Source organism: Leisingera sp. McT4-56, assembly GCF_020514995.1.
GTDB classification, from domain to species: domain Bacteria; phylum Pseudomonadota; class Alphaproteobacteria; order Rhodobacterales; family Rhodobacteraceae; genus Leisingera; species Leisingera aquaemixtae_A.
Window position 1 is genome coordinate 1 of the sequence record NZ_JAJALF010000024.1, and the last position, 16,860, is coordinate 16,860.

Here is a 16,860-nt window from a genome sequence, read left to right on the forward strand (position 1 = left end):
TCGGCGCACGGCGAGGACGACTGGCAGATCGAGGCCAGCCCGGCCCCCGCCGCCGCCGCGAACGGCAACGCCGCCCGCGATCTCTGGCAGGACTTCTGAACATTCACCGGAGGCGCCGCGGCGAAATCTGCGGCGCCTTCAGACTATGGCAACCTGTGCCTGCAATTCTCATCGGCACTGCAATTTGACTGGGGAACCCATTGTCTTCGCAAAACTTATTGATCATTACGACGGACCGCACTTTTGCCCGCACGCTGCAGGGCTACATGGAATCCGCCTATCCCGGCATGAAAGTGCTTTTGGCCAACAATCTGATGATGGCCTACAACCAGGCAGAGGCTGCGCAGCCGGTCTTTGCCTTTGTGGAAGACGGGTTCACCAAGCTGCCCGAATTTGAAATGATGATGGCGCTGTTTTCCGCCATGGATACCCGCTGGGTCTCCGTGATGGATACCCAGGGCGCCACGCCGGCCCGCAAATCCTCGCCGCTGCTGGATGTCGGCGCGGGCATCTTCGAGCTGACAAAGTCCGATCACCCCAGCCAGTTCGCCCAGTACTTCGACATGATGATCAATGCGCCGCGCCGCAGCCCCCGGGCCGCGGCAAGCGCATCGCCCGCCCGCCCGGCCGCCGCCGCCGGCAGCAAGAAACTGATACTGATCGGCTCCTCGACCGGCGGGGTGGAAGCGCTGCGCAGCGTGCTGGTCGGCTTCCCCTTCGACTGCCCGCCAACCCTGATCGTGCAGCACACCGGCAAGAACTTCGGCACCGGCCTGGTGTCGCTGCTGGACCGCATCTGCCCGGCCCGTGTGCGTGCCGCCGAAGACGGCATCGCATTGGAGCCCGGGCACGTCTACATCGCTGCCGGCCAGCGCCGCCACATGGGGCTGAGCAGCCGCAAGCCGTTGCGCCTGCGGATGAAGGAAGGGCCGGATATTTCCGGCCACACGCCTTCTGTTGACGCTCTGTTCACCTCTGCCGTGCCACATGGGAAGAACATTGTTGCCAGCATCCTGACCGGAATGGGCCAGGACGGTGCCCGGGGGCTTCTGGAACTGCGCAAGGCCGGTGCCATGACCTTTGCCCAGGATGAGAAATCCTCGGTTGTCTACGGCATGCCCCGGGTTGCCTGGGAAATCGGCGCCGCCCAGCAGCAAGTGTCCCTGGCCCGCATGGCCAGCACTCTACTCCAGGCCAGCAAGGCCTGACCGAACCGCAGGAAGGAACCTGACTTTGACTACTGTTTTCGCCAATTCGAAATCCGTGACGGTTCTGCAAGGGGAATACCGGGTAACCACGGATCCGAAGACCATGTTCTCCACGGTTCTTGGCTCCTGCATCGCGGCCTGCATTTACGATCCGGAAAATGGTGTGGGCGGGATGAATCATTTCCTGCTGGCCAACGCCCGCGAGGGCGGCGCAGCCAATGCCCGCTACGGCATCCACGCGATGGAACTGCTGATCAACGGGATTCTCAAGAAGGGCGCCATCCGCTCCAACCTGAAGGCCAAGGTGTTCGGCGGCGCCAAGATGTCGGCTAACCTGTCGGATATCGGGGCAGCCAATGCCGATTTTGTCCAGCGGTTCCTGCGGGATGAGGGCATCCCCTGCATTTCCTCCAGCGTTGGCGGCACCTCGGCGCGGCGGGTCCGCTTCCACCCCTGCTCCGGCGCGGCGCAGCAGACCCACGTCCAGGGCGACCGCAGGCTCGGCGAGCTGGAGCAGCGCGCCGCTGCGCGCCCGGCACCCGCCCCGGCACCGGCGGCCGCAAGCGCAGGCGTCGTCGATCTGTTCTGACCTGCCGGCGCCTGTGGCGCCGCGTCCGGTCCGGCACGCCGCTGAGGGCGCCGTAAGAAATACTGTTTGCCCGCACCGGCCGGCAGGGGTAGTCCCTTAGGGGACATGAGCGCAAACTTGGCTTCACTCTTGAATTCATTGGCTTCGCCGGTTTTCTGGCGGAGCCTTGCTGCGGCCGGGGTATTGACTCTGGGCCTGGCCGGCCAGGCCCGGGCCGGTATAACCGTGTTTGCCGCCGCCAGCACCAAGACCGCGCTGGATGAGGCCGCAGCCTCCTTCGAGGCGGGCACCGGCCGGGACGTCGCGCTCTCCTATGCAGGCTCCCCCGCACTGGCCCGCCAGATCCAGCTTGGCGCCCCGGCGGACGTGTTCATCTCGGCCAATCCCGGCTGGATGGATGTGCTGCAGAAGGAGGGCCTGATCGATGAAACCTCGCGTCTGGACCTGCTGGTTAACCGCCTGGTGCTGATTGCCCATGGCAGCGGGGTGCCTCCGCTGGATCTGGAAACCGCCGATCTGGCCGGGCTGCTGGGCGAGAGCCGCCTCGCCATGGCGCTAGTGGATGCGGTGCCTGCGGGCATCTATGGAAAGGCCGCATTGACGGCGCTGGGACAGTGGCCGGCAGTCGCACCGAAGGTGGCCCAGACCGCCAATGTGCGCGCGGCCCTTGCGCTGGTCGCTTCCGGCGAGGCGCCGATGGGGGTGGTTTACGCCACCGATGCCCGGGCAAGCCCTGCCGTCACGGTGATTGCAGTCTTCCCGGCCTCCAGCCATCCGCCGGTGATCTATCCTGCTGCCGCGGTGTCCGGCGGCAAAACTGCTGAAGCCGCCGCGTTTCTGGAGTATCTGCACAGCCCGGTTGCACAAGAGATTTTCCTTCAGCACGGGTTTGGAGTGCCGGATCCGTGAGCGCCGAGGCAGCATGGCTGGGACCCGATGAATGGCAGGCAGTGATGCTGTCGCTGCGGGTCTCAATCTGGGCCACCCTGGCGGCGCTGCCGCTGGCGGTCTTTGTGGCCTATGCGCTGGCGCGCTGGCAGTTTCCCGGCAAGCAGATTGTCAACAGCCTGGTGCACCTGCCGCTCATTCTGCCGCCGGTGGTGACCGGCTACCTGCTGCTGATGCTGTTCGGCACCAAGGGACCGGTCGGCGGCGCGTTGCAGCAGATCGGCATCGTCTTTGCCTTCCGCTGGACCGGCGCGGCGCTGGCCGCGGCCATCATGGCCTTTCCGCTGATGGTGCGGGCGATCCGCCTGTCGGTGGAGGCCGTGGACCCCAAGCTTGAGCAGGCCGCCGCCACCCTCGGCGCGTCGCGCCTGATGTGTTTTGCCACCATCACCCTGCCGATGATCCTGCCCGGGCTGATTGCCGGCGTGGTCCTGGGCTTTGCCAAGGCGATGGGTGAGTTTGGCGCCACCATCACCTTTGTCTCCAGCATTCCCGGGCAGACCCAGACGCTTCCTTCCGCGATCTACACGTTCCTGCAGGTGCCGGGCGGCGAGACCGCGGCGCTGCGGCTGACGCTGGTGTCGATCGCAATCGCCCTGACGGCGCTGCTGCTGTCGGAACTGCTGGCGCGCCGGGCCGCTGACCGGGCCGGGGGGCGCTGATGCTGACCGTGTCGCTGCAACATGCGCTGCCGGGGTTCGGACTGGACGTGCAGTTCGAGGCGCCGCCGGGCGTTACCGTGCTGTTCGGCCGCTCCGGCACCGGCAAGACGACGGTGATCCAGGCGGTGGCCGGGCTGCTCAGGCCGGATCAGGGGCGGGTGGCGCTGGAGGGCGAGGTGCTGTGCGACACCAGCCGCGGGCAATGGCTGCCGCCGCACAAGCGCCGCATGGGCTATGTGTTTCAGGAGGGGCGGCTGTTCCCGCATCTGACAGTGCGGCAGAACCTGGCGTTCGGGCAATGGTTCGCGCCGCGGGCTGCCAAGCGCGAAAGCCTGGACCGGGTGGTGGAGCTCCTGGGCATCGGCCCGCTGCTGCAGCGCCGTCCCGGGCACTTGTCAGGCGGCGAGAAGCAGCGGGTCGCCATCGGCCGGGCGCTGCTGGCCGCGCCGCGGATGATCCTGGCGGATGAACCGCTGTCGGCCCTGGATGAGGCCCGCAAGGCAGAGATCCTGCCCTATTTCGAGCGGCTGAGGGACGAGATCGGCATTCCGATGCTTTACGTGAGCCACTCCGCCGCCGAAGTTGCCCGGCTGGCAACCACCGTGGTTGTGCTGCAGGACGGCAGGGTGCAGCGGCAGGGCACCGCGGCAGAGGTTCTGGGCGATCCCGCGGTGATGCCCGCAGGCGTCCGCGCGGCAGGCGCCTTGCTGCAAGCGCGGGTGGCCCGGCATCACAGCGACGGGCTGACTGAGCTGGACGCCGGCGGCGTGCCCCTTTTCCTGCCGCAGATCGCCAAGGCACCCGGCAGCGTGGTCCGGGTACGGATTTCTGCGCATGAGGTGATCCTGTCGCGCCAGCGCCCGGAAGGGCTGTCGGCGCTCAATATCCTGCCGGGCACGGTGGAGCACCTCCGTACCGGCGGCGGCCCGGGCGCCATGGTCTCGCTGACCACGCCCGCGGGCCGGGTGCTGGCCCGAGTCACCCGCCGGTCGGCGCAGGCGCTGGGGCTGTGCACCGGGGCGGAGTGCTTTGCCATTGTCAAAACTGTCTCCATCGCGCCAGAGGATATCGGCGGCGGCTAGGACCGGCAGCCGTGTCTTCAAAAATTTCGAAACAATCCTTCAAGCATTCTTGATACGGAAATAAGTTCGGTTGCGCGGGGCAGGCGGGTATCAATGGGGCAGCACTTCAGCAGGAAAGGCAGCCGATGACAAAACGATCCTATTACGCGCCGGAAGGCGGGCTGCCGCCGCAGACCCAGCTGCTGACCGACCGCGCCATGTTCACCGAGGCCTATGCGGTGATCCCCAAGGGCACCATGAGCGACATTGTGGCCAGCCTCCTGCCGTTCTGGGACAAGGCGCGTTTCTGGGTGCTGTCGCGGCCCCTGTCCGGCTTTGCCGAGACCTTTTCGCAGTACATCGCCGAGGTGCAGCCGGGCGGCGGCAGCGACCGTCCGGAAACCGAGCCGGGCACCGAGGCAGTGCTGTTCGTGGTCCAAGGATCAATGACGCTGACAATCGACGGAACTGTGCATGAGATGGAGGAGGGCGGCTATGCCTTCCTGCCGCCGCAGGCCAGCTGGAGCCTGCGCAACAACAGCGGCGCGCCGGTCCGCTTCCACTGGATCCGCAAAGCCTATCAGCCGGTTGCAGGGCTGGATGCGCCGGAGGCTTTTGTCAGCAGCGACAAACACGTCGATCCGACCCCGATGCCGGAAACCGAGGGCAAATGGGCAACCACACGGTTCGTGGACCCCAATGACCTGCGCCACGACATGCATGTGACCATCGTCACTTTCGAGCCCGGCGCGGTTATCCCCTTTGCCGAGACCCATGTGATGGAGCACGGGCTTTATGTGCTGGAGGGCAAGGCGGTCTACCGGCTGAATCAGGACTGGGTCGAGGTCGAGGCCGGCGATTACATGTGGCTGCGCGCCTTCTGCCCGCAGGCCTGCTATGCGGGCGGCCCGGGCAAGTTCCGCTATCTGCTCTACAAGGACGTGAACCGCCACATGCCGCTGGCGCCGCTGCGCTGAGGGGGAGGGGAGCACCCGCCCGCTCTAGCATCAGGCTGTTTCGGTAAAGGCCAGCTGACCCTCAGGTCAGCTGGCCTGTTCGTTGTTCTGAAGAACCCACCAGGCATGCATTGCATGGAACATGTCTGTCAGGGCTAGGGCCTTGGCGGTTGCCGTGTATTCCACCCTCGGCGGAACCTCGGGAAATATCTCCCGGCTGACAAGGCCGTCTTTCTCCAGCGCCCTCAGCTGGCTGGTGAGCATGGTCTGGGTGATGCCTTCAACTTCACGCTTCAGCTCGCCAAACCGTTTGGTTCCCTGAAAAATCAGCACCTGAAGAATGATCAGCTTCCACTTGCCGCCAATGAGCTGAGCAATCTCCGGCATCGGGCAGCGCTTGCCAAATGTCTTGCCAGCTTGAGTGGACGGGAATTTTTCCGGCGGTTCGGCGTTCATCGCAAATCCTCCTTGGTACGAAAATCATACTAACTCCGTTTCACGAAGTTTCGAGAAAAATCAGAGTATTGGTTCCCAAACAGCTGGAATGAAGATTGAAAGCAGCCAGGCGAAGGCCAGCCAATAGTATCGTTTTCCTGACTAAGTGCGAAATTTCTGCCTACTTTTCAATTAATTAGCATTCACTATCCTCCTAAGGGACACAGCGGGGCTGCCCGGCACCAGCTGCCGCACCGCCACATGGCATCCGAAGGAGGCACAGCATGACACTCACGATTCACACGATCAGCGGCGCACCCCGTGCCTGGCGGGTCCTCGCGGGTATGGCGCTCAAGGGGCTGAGCTGGAACCAGAACGTGCTGTCAGCATCGGACGGCGAGCACAAGTCGGAACCCTTCCTGTCGCTCAATCCCCGCGGCACGGTCCCGGTGCTCGAATCCGGCGGCTGCGTTATCCGGGATTCCATCGCTGCTCTTGCCTGGCTCGACCGGGCTTTCCCGGAGCGACCGCTGTTTGGCGCAACCCCGGAAGAAGCTGCGGAAATCTGGCAGATCACGATGGAAGCAAGCAGCTATCTGCGCGATGCCTGCCATGCGGTGCTTGCGCCTGTCCTGGTGCAGCGCATCTCTCCGGCCCCCGGCAGCCCTGAAGAAGCAGCGCTGAAGACCGCGGCGGAGGCCCTGCACAGGGAGTGCCGCTGGCTGGAAAGGTTGCTGGACAGCAGGCCGTATCTGGCCGGGGCTGCGCCGAGCGCCGCAGACGCGGTGGCATTTCCGGAAATCCGCCTGATTCAAAGGGCCGTCGAAACACGCCACGAGGTGATGGAAAGGCTTGGGTTCGGCTTCCCTCCCGATCACTACCCCCGTCTGGCGGACTGGAAGGAGCGGATGAGCGCGCTGCCCGGCATGGCCGAAACCCTGCCGCCGCACTGGAACGAGCAGAGCAGCAGCCCTGCCGCGCGGAATTACAAGCGCAGCATTTCCGCCGCCGCCACGCCCGATCAGGCGTTTCATGCCCTGACGCAGGGGTTCGGGGACTGGTGGACTGTGCCGGACAATCCCATTCTGCAGCCCGGCGACCGCGCCAGGTTCACCTTTCCTCCGGGACGCTCCTTCTGGACCTTCGAGGCCAAGCGCCTTGTTCCCGGCGAACTTGTCGAGCTCGAATGCGTCGAGGCGCTGCACCTGCACGAAGGGCAGCCCGGCGAGATCCGGACAGAGTGGCTTGGCACACGTGCAATCTGGCGGATCTTCCCGGATCCGCAGGGCTGCCGCATCCGGTTCGAGCATGAAGGCCTCAGACCCAGCCTGCTCTGTTACGACATCTGCGAGGCCGGCTGGGACCATTTCTTCGTTTCAAGCCTAAAGGCGTTCCTGGACACCGGTCAGGGCACTCCGCACCGCGCGGCAGAGAAAACACAGCTCTAGGGGCAGAGGGCGTCAGGCTGGCGGCGCCCCCATCCCTTGCGACAGTTTCTGCGCGGCGTCCTTGACCAGGGCGCCGATGCCGTCGATGCCGCCATCGGGCATCCGCGCAGTGGGGCCGGAGATGGAAATCCCCGCCAGCACCTCGCCCTGCATGCCAAAGACCGGCGCCGCGACGCAGCGCATGCCCTGCGCCTTTTCCTCGTCGTCGAATGACCAGCCGCGCCTGCGGATCTGCGCCAGATCTTCGCGCAAAGCATCTGCGGAGGTCAGGGTTTTCTCCGTGAACCGCTCCAGCGTGCGCCCGCGCAGGAAGCGGGCCAGCTGGTCCTCGCCGAAACAGCTGAGCAGCGCCTTGCCGATGCCGGAGGCATGCATCGGGGAGGTGGTGCCGGGCGGGAAGAAGGCGCGGATCGATTCATGGGTTTCTACCTGGCTCACGAACATCACGTCGCCGCCGCGTTCGATACCGAGGTTCGATGTCTCGCCGGTGGCCTCCATCAGCTCCCGCATAACCGGCCGCGCCCGTTCGATCACGCTGGAGCGGCGCAGGAAGGCGGAGCCGAGACGGAACGCCATCGCGCCGATGTGCCAGGTCTGGGACTGCGGTTCCATCTCGACAATCCGGCGCGCCTCCAGCGTCGCCAGCACCCGGTACATAGTGGCCGCCGACTGATCGAGCGCAGAGGAAAGTTCCGTCAGTGTCATGCCGCTAGCGCCGGCCAGCGCGTCCAGCACGTCTAGCGCCCGGTCAAGCGACTGGATGGTGGCCGGCTGGCTGGCGGAATCAAAGCTTTTGGGGCGGCCCTTGCGGCGCGGCGGCTGGGACATTTTCAGGTCTTTCTAGGCAATTCAAGCAGCAGCTTATCGATAAAACTGAAAATGGATTCTGTACAGTGAAAAAACTAAAGCCTTTGAAATTATGTCATAAATCGCCATTTTTTCAGTTTTTGAAAGCTTTTTTCAAAAAAGTTCCCCTACGGGCGGCTTCCCCTTACAGTGGAGGAAATCGCCACAGGAGGGCACGACATGAGCTTTCAAAACCCGGTTTTCATCCCCGGTCCGACCAATATGCCCGAAGCACTGCGCAAGGCAGTGGACATGCCGACGCTGGACCACCGCTCGCCGCTGTTCGGCCAGATCCTGCACCCGGCGCTGGCCGGTGTGAAGAAGGTTCTGAAAAGCGAAACCGCCGAGATCTTCGTCTTCCCGTCGACCGGCACCGGCGGCTGGGAAACCGCGATCACCAATACGCTGAACGCAGGCGACAAGATCCTGGCCGCCCGCAACGGCATGTTCAGCCACCGCTGGATCGACATGTGCCAGCGCCACGGTCTGGACGTCCAAGTGGTTGAAACCCCTTGGGGGGAGGGCCTGCCTGCGGACCGCTACGAGGAAATCCTGACCGCCGACAAATCGCACCAGATCAAGGTGGTTCTGGCGACCCATAACGAGACCGCAACCGGCGTTAAATCCGACATCGCCGCCGTCCGCCGCGCGCTGGACGCCGCAGGCCACCCGGCGCTGCTGTTTGTCGACGGCGTGTCCTCCATCGCCTCGATGGACTTCCGGATGGATGAATGGGGCGTCGATATCGCCGTTACCGGCTCGCAGAAGGGTTTCATGCTGCCGCCGGGCCTGGCCATCGTCGGCTTCTCGCCCAAGGCGATGAAGGCGGCGGAGACCGCGACTCTGCCGCGCACTTTCTTTGATATCAAGGACATGGCCAATGGCTATGCCAACAGCGCCTATCCCTACACGCCCTCTGTCGGCCTTCTGAACGGTCTGAACATGGCTTGTGGTATGCTGCTGGATGAAGGGCTGGAGAATGTCTTTGCCCGCCACCACCGGATTGCCGAGGGCGTCCGCGCCGCGGTCCGCGCCTGGGGGCTGGAGCTGTGCGCCGTGTCGCCGGACGTCTACTCCGACAGCGTCAGCGCCATCCGCACGCCGGACGGCTTTGACGCCAACAAGTTCGTCAGCCTGGCGGCCGAGAAATACGGCGTCGCCTTTGGCACCGGCCTGGGCGAGGTCGCGGGCAAGGTGTTCCGCATCGGCCACCTGGGCAGCCTGACCGATGTGATGGCGCTGTCGGGCATCGCCACCGCCGAAATGGTCATGGCCGACCTGGGCCTGAACATCCAGCTGGGCTCCGGCGTTGCTGCTGCGCAGGACTACTACCGCGGCAACACTGCCAACAGCGCCAAGGCTGCCGCCTGATGAAGGATACCGCTATGTATATCCCGACCTATGAGGACATGCTGGCTGCGCATGAGCGCATCCAGCCCCATATCCGCCGCACGCCGGTGCGCACCTCGGACTACTTGAATGAACTGACCGGGGCCGAACTGTTCTTCAAATGCGAGAACTTCCAGGAACCGGGCGCCTTCAAGGTACGCGGCGCCACCAACGCAGTGTTCGGGCTGGACGAAGAGCAGGCGAAGAAAGGCGTCGCCACGCATTCCTCGGGCAACCATGCCTCCTGCCTGTCCTACGCGGCGATGCTGCGCGGCATCCCGTGCAACGTGGTCATGCCGCGCACCGCGCCGCAGGCCAAGAAGGACACCGTGCGCCGCTACGGCGGGCGGATCACCGAATGCGAGCCCTCGACCAGCTCGCGCGAGGAGACCTTTGCCAAGGTGCAGGCCGAGACCGGCGGCGACTTCGTGCATCCCTACAACGACCCGCGCGTGATTGCGGGGCAGGGCACCTGTGCCAAGGAATTCGTGGAGCAGACCGGCGGCCTCGACATGGTTGTAGCCCCGATCGGCGGCGGCGGCATGATCTCCGGCACCTGCCTGACGCTGTCAACTCTGGCGCCCGAAACCAAGGTGATCGCGGCGGAGCCGGAGCAGGCCGATGATGCCTACCGCAGCTTCAAGGCGGGCTACATCATCGCCGATGATGCGCCCAAGACCATTGCCGACGGGCTGCTGGTGCCGCTGAAAGAGCTGACCTGGCACTTCGTCAGCAACCACGTCAGCGAGATCTACACCGCGTCCGATGCGGAAATCATCGATGCAATGAAGCTGATCTGGAAGCACCTGCGCATCGTGATGGAGCCGTCCTCTGCGGTGCCGCTCGCCACCATTCTGAAAAACAAGGACGCCTTCGCGGGCAAACGCGTGGGCCTGATCGTCACCGGCGGCAATGTCGACCTCGACAAGCTGCCCTGGATGAACAGCTAAACTGGGGAATAGAAACATGAACGCACAGACCAAATTCGAAGAACTTGAAGTCGGCTATGACGTCCCGGCGATCCCGGGCATGGACGAGGCTGACATCCAGACCCCGGCGCTGGTCCTCGACCTGGACGCGCTGGAGCGCAACATCAAGAAGATGGGCGACTATGCCAAGGCGCACGGCATGCGCCACCGGGTGCACGGCAAGATGCACAAGTCGGTGGACGTGGCCAAGCTGCAGGAAGAACTGGGCGGCGCGGTTGGCGTCTGCTGCCAGAAGGTGTCCGAGGCTGAGGTCTTTGCCCGCGGCGGCATCAAGGACATTCTGGTGTCCAACCAGGTGCGCGACCCGCGCAAAATCGACCGCTTGGCCCGCCTGCCCAAGCTCGGCGCCCGCACCATCGTCTGCGTTGACGACCTGGACAACGTGGCTGACCTGTCGGCAGCGGCGCAAAAGCACGGCACCGAGTTGGAAGTGTTCGTCGAGATCGACTGCGGCGCAGGCCGCTGCGGCGTGACCACGACTGAGGCGGTTGTCGAGATCGCCAAGGCGGTGAACGCGGCAGAAAACCTCAAGTTCTCCGGCATCCAGGCCTATCAGGGCGCCATGCAGCACATGGACAGCTACGAGGACCGCAAGGCCAAACTGGACATCGCCATCGCGCAAGTGGCCGATGCGGTTGAAGGGCTGAAGGCCGAAGGCATCGAGTGCGAACTGGTCTCCGGCGGCGGCACCGGCTCCTACTACTTTGAATCGAACTCCGGCGTGTACAACGAACTGCAGTGCGGTTCCTACGCCTTCATGGACGCCGATTACGGCCGCATCCTGGACAAGGACGGCAACCGGATCGATCAGGGCGAGTGGGAAAACGCCTTCTTCCTCTACACTCAGGTGATGAGCCACGCCAAGGCCGACAAGGCCATCGTGGATGCCGGCCTCAAGGCGCAGTCCGTGGACAGCGGCCTGCCCTTCATCTTCGGCCGCGACGATGTGGAATACATCAAATGCTCGGATGAGCACGGTGTGGTCTCCGACCCGAACGGCGCGCTGAAAGTGGGCGACAAGCTGCGCCTGGTGCCGGGCCACTGCGACCCGACCGCCAACGTGCACGACTGGTACGTCGGTGTGCGCAATGGCAAGGTTGAAACCGTATGGCCCGTCTCGGCCCGCGGCAAGGCCTACTGACCGAACCATCCCCGAACTGGCGGAGGTGCGCATGCCGCCCTCCGCCGGCTTTTTTGTTGAGGAGAAACAGACATGTATATCGTTCCGGAAAAGGCGATTGCGGACCTGGTGACCCGTGAAGCCTCGTTCGATGCGGTCGAGAAGGTCTTTGCCGCCATGGCTTCGGGAGATGCCTACAACTTCCCCGTGGTGCGCGAGGCAATCGGCCACGAGGACGCGCTTTACGGCTTCAAGGGCGGCTTTGACCGCGCAGGATTGACCCTGGGCCTCAAGGCCGGCGGCTACTGGCCGAACAACCTGGAGAAACGCGGGCTGATCAACCACCAGTCCACCGTTTTCCTGTTCGACCCGGACACCGGCAAGGTGAAGGCGATGGTGGGCGGCAACCTCTTGACCGCGCTGCGCACTGCGGCGGCGTCCTCTGTGTCGATCAAGCATCTGACCCGCCAGGACGCCAAGGTGATCGGCATGGTCGGCGCAGGCCATCAGGCCAAGTTCCAGCTGCGCGCCGCGCTGGAGCAGCGGCAGTTTGAAAAGGTGATCGGCTGGAACTTCCATCCGGAGATGCTGCCGAACCTGCAGGAAGTTGCAGATGAGGCCGGCGTGCCGTTTGAGGCGGTGGAGCTGGACGGCATGCGCGAGGCGGATGTGATCATCTCCATCACCTCGTCGTTCGACGCGATCCTGAAGGCGGATCAGGTCAGCCCCGGCACCCATATCGCCTGCATGGGCACCGACACCAAGGGCAAGCAGGAGGTCGATCCCCAGCTGCTGGTTGCGGCCGACGTGTTCACCGACGAGGTCGCCCAGTCCATCTCCATCGGTGAAGCGCAGCACGCGGTGGCGCAGGGCCTGATCCAGGAGTCTGATGTCGCCCAGATCGGCGCGGTCATCAACGGCACCAATCCGGGACGCACATCGGACGACCAGATCACCCTGTTCGACGGCACCGGCGTCGGCCTGCAGGATCTTGCTGTCGCGGCCTCTGTCGTGGAAGTGGCGGTTGAAAAGGGCATCGCCATCGAGGTCGATTTCTAAGCCCCAACCAGAAACACATTCTGCAAATATCCGCATAGCGGACCGGCAGGAGAGAGGTGTACCTCTCTCCTGTTTTTCATTGAGGGGCGCAAAATGTCTCTGGGATTGAGCCTGCTGGTGGTCGGCGTGGTGCTGTGCCTGAACGGCATCTGGCAGATGGGCCGGATACAGGACCGCGAAATTATCCTGATCAACACAGTTGCCGCGCTGGTGTTCTTTGCCACCGTTCTGCTGATCGCGCTGGCGGCGCGGCAGCCGGCGGACCTGCTGGATGCGGGCATGACGCTCTTGTTCGGCACCACCTACCTGTGGGTTGCCTACAACCGCGCGGTTGCCTCCAGCGGCGAAGGCCTGGGCTGGTTCAGCGGCTTTGTGGCTCTGACCGCCGCGCCTATGGTGCTGCGGGTGCTGGCGCAGGCGGACGGGCTGTTCGATGTCTGGCTGGCAGGTTGCTGGGCAGCCTGGTCCGGGCTGTGGTTCCTGTATTTCCTGAACCTTGCGCTGCGGCGCGGCAGCCCCCGGCTGACTGCCGCGGCGACGCTTTTGTGCGGGATCTTCACCGGCTGGCTTCCGGGGCTGGCGGTTCTGCACGGGCTGGCAGGCTGAAACGAAAGGAACCGGCCCTTTACGGGCCGGCTCCTCTTGCCACTTCATCGCATGTGCCTGCTTCAGGCGTGATCCTCATGCGGCAGCGACCCGCGGCTGTTGCCGCTCATCCCGCCAGAGACTTCCTCAGTCGCTTCATCCGCCAGTTCCTGCGGCAGCACCAGGTTCAGCACAATCGCAATCAGCGCCGCGGGCAGCAAGCCGCTGGTAAGCAGGATGCGCGCGGTGTCCGGCATGTGCTGCAGCGCTCCGGGCTCCAGCTGCAGGCCGAGGCCGATGGACAGCGAGATCGCAAAGATCACCATGTTGCGGCGGTTCCAGTCCACATCCGACAGCATCGAAACGCCGGCCGCAACCACCATGCCGAACATCACGATCACGCCGCCGCCCAGCACCTCGATCGGCACCGTGCGGATCACCGCGCCCACCTTGGGGATCAGCCCGCATATGATCAGGAAGACGGCACCGCAGGTCACCACGTGGCGGCTCATCACGCCGGTCATGGCGATCAGGCCGACGTTCTGAGAAAACGACGTGTTGGGGAAGGCGCCGAAGAAGCCGGCAATCGCAGTGCCGATACCATCGGCATAGGTCGCGCCGGCGATCTCTTCCTCGGTGGCCTCACGGCCCGCGCCGCCGTTGGTCACGCCAGAGACGTCACCGACGGTCTCCACCGCGGAGACAAAGCTCATCAGGCAGAAGCCGATGACCGCGGCGGCAGAGAACTCCACCCCGTATTTGAACGGCTGCGGCAGGGCAAAGGCCGCGGCCCGCTCCCAGGATCCGGAAACAGCTTCAAAGGTCAGCATGCCGGTCATCAGCGCATAGATATAGCCGACGATCAGGCCCAGAAGGACGGCAGAGACCGACAGCATGCCCTTGGTGAAGAACTTGAGGCCAAGGGTTACGAAGATCACCACCAGCGCCGCGGACCAGTTCAGCAGGGAGCCGTATTCCGGCGTGCCGATGGCTGGAACACCGCCCGCTGCGTACTGGATACCGACCTTGACCAGCGCCAGACCGATCATGGTGACCACCAGGCCTGTGACCAGGGGCGGCAGGGCAAAGCGGATTTTGCCAATCACCGTGCCGAGCAGCCCGTGGAAAATACCGCCGACAATGACGCCGGTGAACAGCGCAGCCAGACCGTCCACGCCCTTGCCCGCAACCAGCGGGATCATGATCGGCAGAAAGGCAAATGAGGTGCCCTGCACAATCGGCAGCGCCGCGCCGACCGGTCCCAGGGTGATGGTCTGCAGCAGGGTGGCGACACCTGCAAACAGCATCGACATCTGAATGAGGTAGAGCAGTTCCGGGAAATCCGGCGAGTTGGAGCCGAAACCGAAACCGGCGGCGCCTGCCACGATGATGGCGGGTGTCACGTTTGAAACGAACATCGCCAGCACATGCTGGATTCCCAGCGGCACCGCCTTGTGCAAGGGCGGTGTGTAATTGGGGTCGCGCAGCTGTGCTGGCGTCCCGATGGAAGTGTCAGCCATGAATGGAATCTCCTGTCGGTCATGGGGATCTTGCCGCTTCTTGTTTTTGTTGGCGGCTTCGAGGTGTGCGGTCAGTCAGCGACCACGGTAAAAGGCTCCTTGAACCAGTGTTCTTCGAGATTGGGCGAGGTGCCGATCCGGTCGACAACGATGTATTGGCCGGGCGCGCCAAGGGGGGCGAGCACCCCGTGCCAGGTGCCCCGGTGCAGGTTGATGGACTGGCCCGGCTGGCTGATGAAGGCCTGCAGGTTGGCCGGCACGCCGTCGTCGTCATCCGCCACCACCACCAGCATCGGCACGCCGCTCACTGGCACAAAGGCCTGGCTGCCTTCGGGGTGGCGCTCCACCATGTCGACCTTGTGCGGCAGGTGGCGGGCCTTGGCGTCAAACAGGCTGATGCCGGCCCGGCCGTCCGGGCCGAAGTCCAGGGCCGCGCGGTCGTGGTGACGCCCGCACATGCCCTGATTGATGATCTTGTCCGGCGCGCCCGCAACCTCGATCACGTCGCCATAGGACGCAAAAGCCGCCGCGGTCAGCGGCTTCGCTGTCAGGCGCCCGCTCACGGCAGCAGATCCTGAAGGCGGAACTGGGCGATGCGCTCGACCTGGCGGCAGGCCTCATCGAACTCGGTCGCCCGCTCATTGTGGATGCGGCGGTGGAAGGCCTCCATGATCGACGCCTTGTTGTGGTCGCGCACCGCGATGATGAAGGGGAAGCCGTGTTTCTCCACGTATTCGGTGTTGAGCCGGGTAAAGGTTTCGCGCTCCTCGTCGGTCAGCATATCAAGGCCGGCGCTCGATTGTTCCGAGGTGCTCTCGGCAGTCAGGCGGCCCGCGGCGGCCAGCTTGCCCGCCAGATCGGGGTGCGCGGTCAGCACGCCCAGGCGCTCGTCCTCGCTGGCGGTGCGGAAGATCCGGCACAGCGCGTTGTGGACGCCCGCAGCGCAGTCATGCGCCGGGCCCAGCTCCAGGTCAAAGGCGCGGTCGGCGATCCACGGCGAATGCTCGAAGATCGAGCCGAACTTGGCGACAAAACTCTCACGGTCCATTTGGCTGGGGCGCTCGCGCTTCACCGGCGGGTGGGTTTCCGCCCAATGCTCTGCAATGTCGATCCGGCGCGGGCACCAGACGCCCTCGAACCCCTGGATGTAATCGATGAACCGTTTGAGGCCTGCAATCTTGCCCGGACGCCCGACCAGCCGGCAGTGCAGGCCGATGGTCATCATCTTCGGCGCCCCGGCCTCGCCCTCGGCATAGATCACGTCAAAGGCATCCTTCAGGTACTGGAAGAAATGCTCACCCGTGATCCAGCCCGGCGAATTGGCGAACCGCATGTCGTTGGCTTCCAGCGTGTAGGGGATGATCAGCTGATCGCGGCCGCCGCTTTCCAGCCAATATGGCAGGTCGTCATCGTAGGTGTCTGAGATGTAGTCAAACCCGCCTTCCTCAGCCACCAACCGCACCGTGTTGGCGCTGCAGCGCCCGGTGTACCAGCCGCGCGGGCGCTCCCCGGTCACTTCAGTATGCAAGCGCACCGCCTCGGCAATCACGGCGCGTTCCTCATCCTCGGCCATGTCCTTGTGCTCGACCCATTTCAGGCCGTGGCTGGCGATCTCCCAATCCGCGTCCTTCATCGCCTGCACCTGCTCCGGGCTGCGGGCCAGGGCGGTTGCAACGCCATAGATGGTCAGCGGAATGCCCGCGCCGGTGAACAGCCGGTGCAGCCGCCAGAAGCCTGCGCGGCTGCCGTATTCATAGATCGACTCCATGTTCCAATGGCGCTGCCCGGGCCATTGCGCGGCACCGGGAATGTCGGAAAGGAAGGCCTCAGAGGCCGCATCCCCGTGCAGGATGCAGTTCTCGCCGCCTTCTTCATAGTTCAGAACAAATTGCACGGCGGCTTTGGCCCCATTGGGCCACTGCGGGTCGGGTGCGGCAGCACCGTATCCGCGCAAGTCACGAGGATAGCGCGTCACGTCAGGTCTCCTGTCTTTTTATTATGTATAGAACAGATAATCCGCTTCGGCTTTCAGTATATTTTTGAAA

General features: G+C 64.3%; 17 protein-coding genes. 12 read left to right on the forward strand and 5 right to left on the reverse strand.

The window, feature by feature from the left end; all coding sequences use genetic code 11:
• The first annotated feature begins 266 nt into the window (after positions 1-266).
• The 6 genes from LHL23_RS19910 to LHL23_RS19935 all read left to right on the forward strand — a co-directional run bounded on the left by LHL23_RS19910 (position 267) and on the right by LHL23_RS19935 (position 5,445).
• A complete protein-coding gene (locus LHL23_RS19910) occupies positions 267-1,208 on the forward strand; it encodes a CheB methylesterase domain-containing protein (RefSeq protein ID WP_226431296.1) in 942 nt (313 codons plus the stop codon).
• Positions 1,209-1,233: 25 nt separating this feature from the next.
• Positions 1,234-1,797, forward strand: coding sequence for a chemotaxis protein CheD (locus LHL23_RS19915; RefSeq protein WP_226431238.1), 564 nt, complete (start codon positions 1,234-1,236; stop codon positions 1,795-1,797).
• A gap of 105 nt (positions 1,798-1,902) precedes the next feature.
• Positions 1,903-2,706: a molybdate ABC transporter substrate-binding protein gene (gene modA / locus LHL23_RS19920; RefSeq protein ID WP_226431239.1), complete on the forward strand. Its 804-nt coding sequence runs from the start codon at positions 1,903-1,905 to the stop codon at positions 2,704-2,706.
• Positions 2,703-3,407, forward strand: coding sequence for a molybdate ABC transporter permease subunit (modB, locus tag LHL23_RS19925; RefSeq protein WP_226431240.1), 705 nt, complete (start codon positions 2,703-2,705; stop codon positions 3,405-3,407). Before modA ends, modB begins: the two co-directional genes overlap by 4 nt.
• Positions 3,407-4,489 (forward strand): molybdenum ABC transporter ATP-binding protein, encoded by a 1,083-nt coding sequence (gene modC / locus LHL23_RS19930; RefSeq protein ID WP_226431241.1) that lies wholly within the window; start codon positions 3,407-3,409, stop codon positions 4,487-4,489. Before modB ends, modC begins: the two co-directional genes overlap by 1 nt.
• Positions 4,490-4,614: 125 nt before the next feature.
• Positions 4,615-5,445: a bifunctional allantoicase/(S)-ureidoglycine aminohydrolase gene (locus LHL23_RS19935; protein ID WP_226431242.1), complete on the forward strand. Its 831-nt coding sequence runs from the start codon at positions 4,615-4,617 to the stop codon at positions 5,443-5,445.
• Positions 5,446-5,511: 66 nt separating this feature from the next.
• On the opposite strand, the gene LHL23_RS19940 is transcribed toward LHL23_RS19935, so the two are convergent.
• A complete protein-coding gene (locus tag LHL23_RS19940) occupies positions 5,512-5,880 on the reverse strand; it encodes a winged helix-turn-helix transcriptional regulator (RefSeq protein WP_226431243.1) in 369 nt (122 codons plus the stop codon).
• A 263-nt stretch (positions 5,881-6,143) separates the two neighbouring features.
• On the opposite strand from LHL23_RS19940, the gene LHL23_RS19945 reads away from it, so the two are divergent.
• Complete coding sequence (locus LHL23_RS19945) at positions 6,144-7,307, forward strand: glutathione S-transferase N-terminal domain-containing protein (RefSeq protein ID WP_226431244.1); 1,164 nt, start codon at positions 6,144-6,146, stop codon at positions 7,305-7,307.
• Positions 7,308-7,319: 12 nt separating this feature from the next.
• Here the strand turns inward: LHL23_RS19945 and bhcR are convergent, their stop codons facing one another.
• A complete protein-coding gene (gene bhcR, locus LHL23_RS19950; protein ID WP_226431245.1) occupies positions 7,320-8,135 on the reverse strand; it encodes an HTH-type transcriptional regulator BhcR in 816 nt (271 codons plus the stop codon).
• Between the two features lie 198 nt (positions 8,136-8,333).
• Here bhcR and bhcA point away from each other — a divergent pair, with 198 nt between their 5' ends.
• The 5 genes from bhcA to LHL23_RS19975 all read left to right on the forward strand — a co-directional run bounded on the left by bhcA (position 8,334) and on the right by LHL23_RS19975 (position 13,316).
• On the forward strand, positions 8,334-9,524 hold the full coding sequence (gene bhcA, locus LHL23_RS19955; protein ID WP_226431246.1) for an L-aspartate--glyoxylate aminotransferase BhcA: 1,191 nt from the start codon (positions 8,334-8,336) through the stop codon (positions 9,522-9,524).
• Entirely contained in the window at positions 9,524-10,492 is a 969-nt protein-coding gene (gene bhcB / locus LHL23_RS19960) for a beta-hydroxyaspartate dehydratase BhcB (protein WP_226431247.1), read from the forward strand. Before bhcA ends, bhcB begins: the two co-directional genes overlap by 1 nt.
• A 16-nt stretch (positions 10,493-10,508) precedes the next feature.
• Positions 10,509-11,672 carry a 3-hydroxy-D-aspartate aldolase BhcC gene (gene bhcC, locus LHL23_RS19965; protein ID WP_226431248.1) on the forward strand — a complete coding sequence of 388 codons (1,164 nt, stop codon included), beginning with the start codon at positions 10,509-10,511 and terminating at the stop codon, positions 11,670-11,672.
• Positions 11,673-11,744: 72 nt separating this feature from the next.
• Positions 11,745-12,710, forward strand: coding sequence for an iminosuccinate reductase BhcD (gene bhcD, locus LHL23_RS19970; RefSeq protein ID WP_226431249.1), 966 nt, complete (start codon positions 11,745-11,747; stop codon positions 12,708-12,710).
• A 93-nt stretch (positions 12,711-12,803) separates the two neighbouring features.
• Positions 12,804-13,316 (forward strand): AmiS/UreI family transporter, encoded by a 513-nt coding sequence (locus tag LHL23_RS19975; protein ID WP_226431250.1) that lies wholly within the window; start codon positions 12,804-12,806, stop codon positions 13,314-13,316.
• 62 nt (positions 13,317-13,378) lie between these two features.
• Here the strand turns inward: LHL23_RS19975 and LHL23_RS19980 are convergent, their stop codons facing one another.
• The 3 genes from LHL23_RS19980 to puuE all read right to left on the reverse strand — a co-directional run bounded on the left by LHL23_RS19980 (position 13,379) and on the right by puuE (position 16,790).
• Positions 13,379-14,815 carry a uracil-xanthine permease family protein gene (locus LHL23_RS19980; RefSeq protein ID WP_226431251.1) on the reverse strand — a complete coding sequence of 479 codons (1,437 nt, stop codon included), beginning with the start codon at positions 14,813-14,815 and terminating at the stop codon, positions 13,379-13,381.
• A 71-nt stretch (positions 14,816-14,886) separates the two neighbouring features.
• Positions 14,887-15,378, reverse strand: a complete 492-nt coding sequence (locus LHL23_RS19985) for an ureidoglycolate lyase (protein WP_226431252.1) — start codon at positions 15,376-15,378, stop codon at positions 14,887-14,889.
• Positions 15,375-16,790, reverse strand: coding sequence for an allantoinase PuuE (puuE, locus tag LHL23_RS19990; RefSeq protein ID WP_226431253.1), 1,416 nt, complete (start codon positions 16,788-16,790; stop codon positions 15,375-15,377). The genes LHL23_RS19985 and puuE overlap by 4 nt, the downstream gene beginning before the upstream one ends.
• Positions 16,791-16,860: the final 70 nt, after the last annotated feature.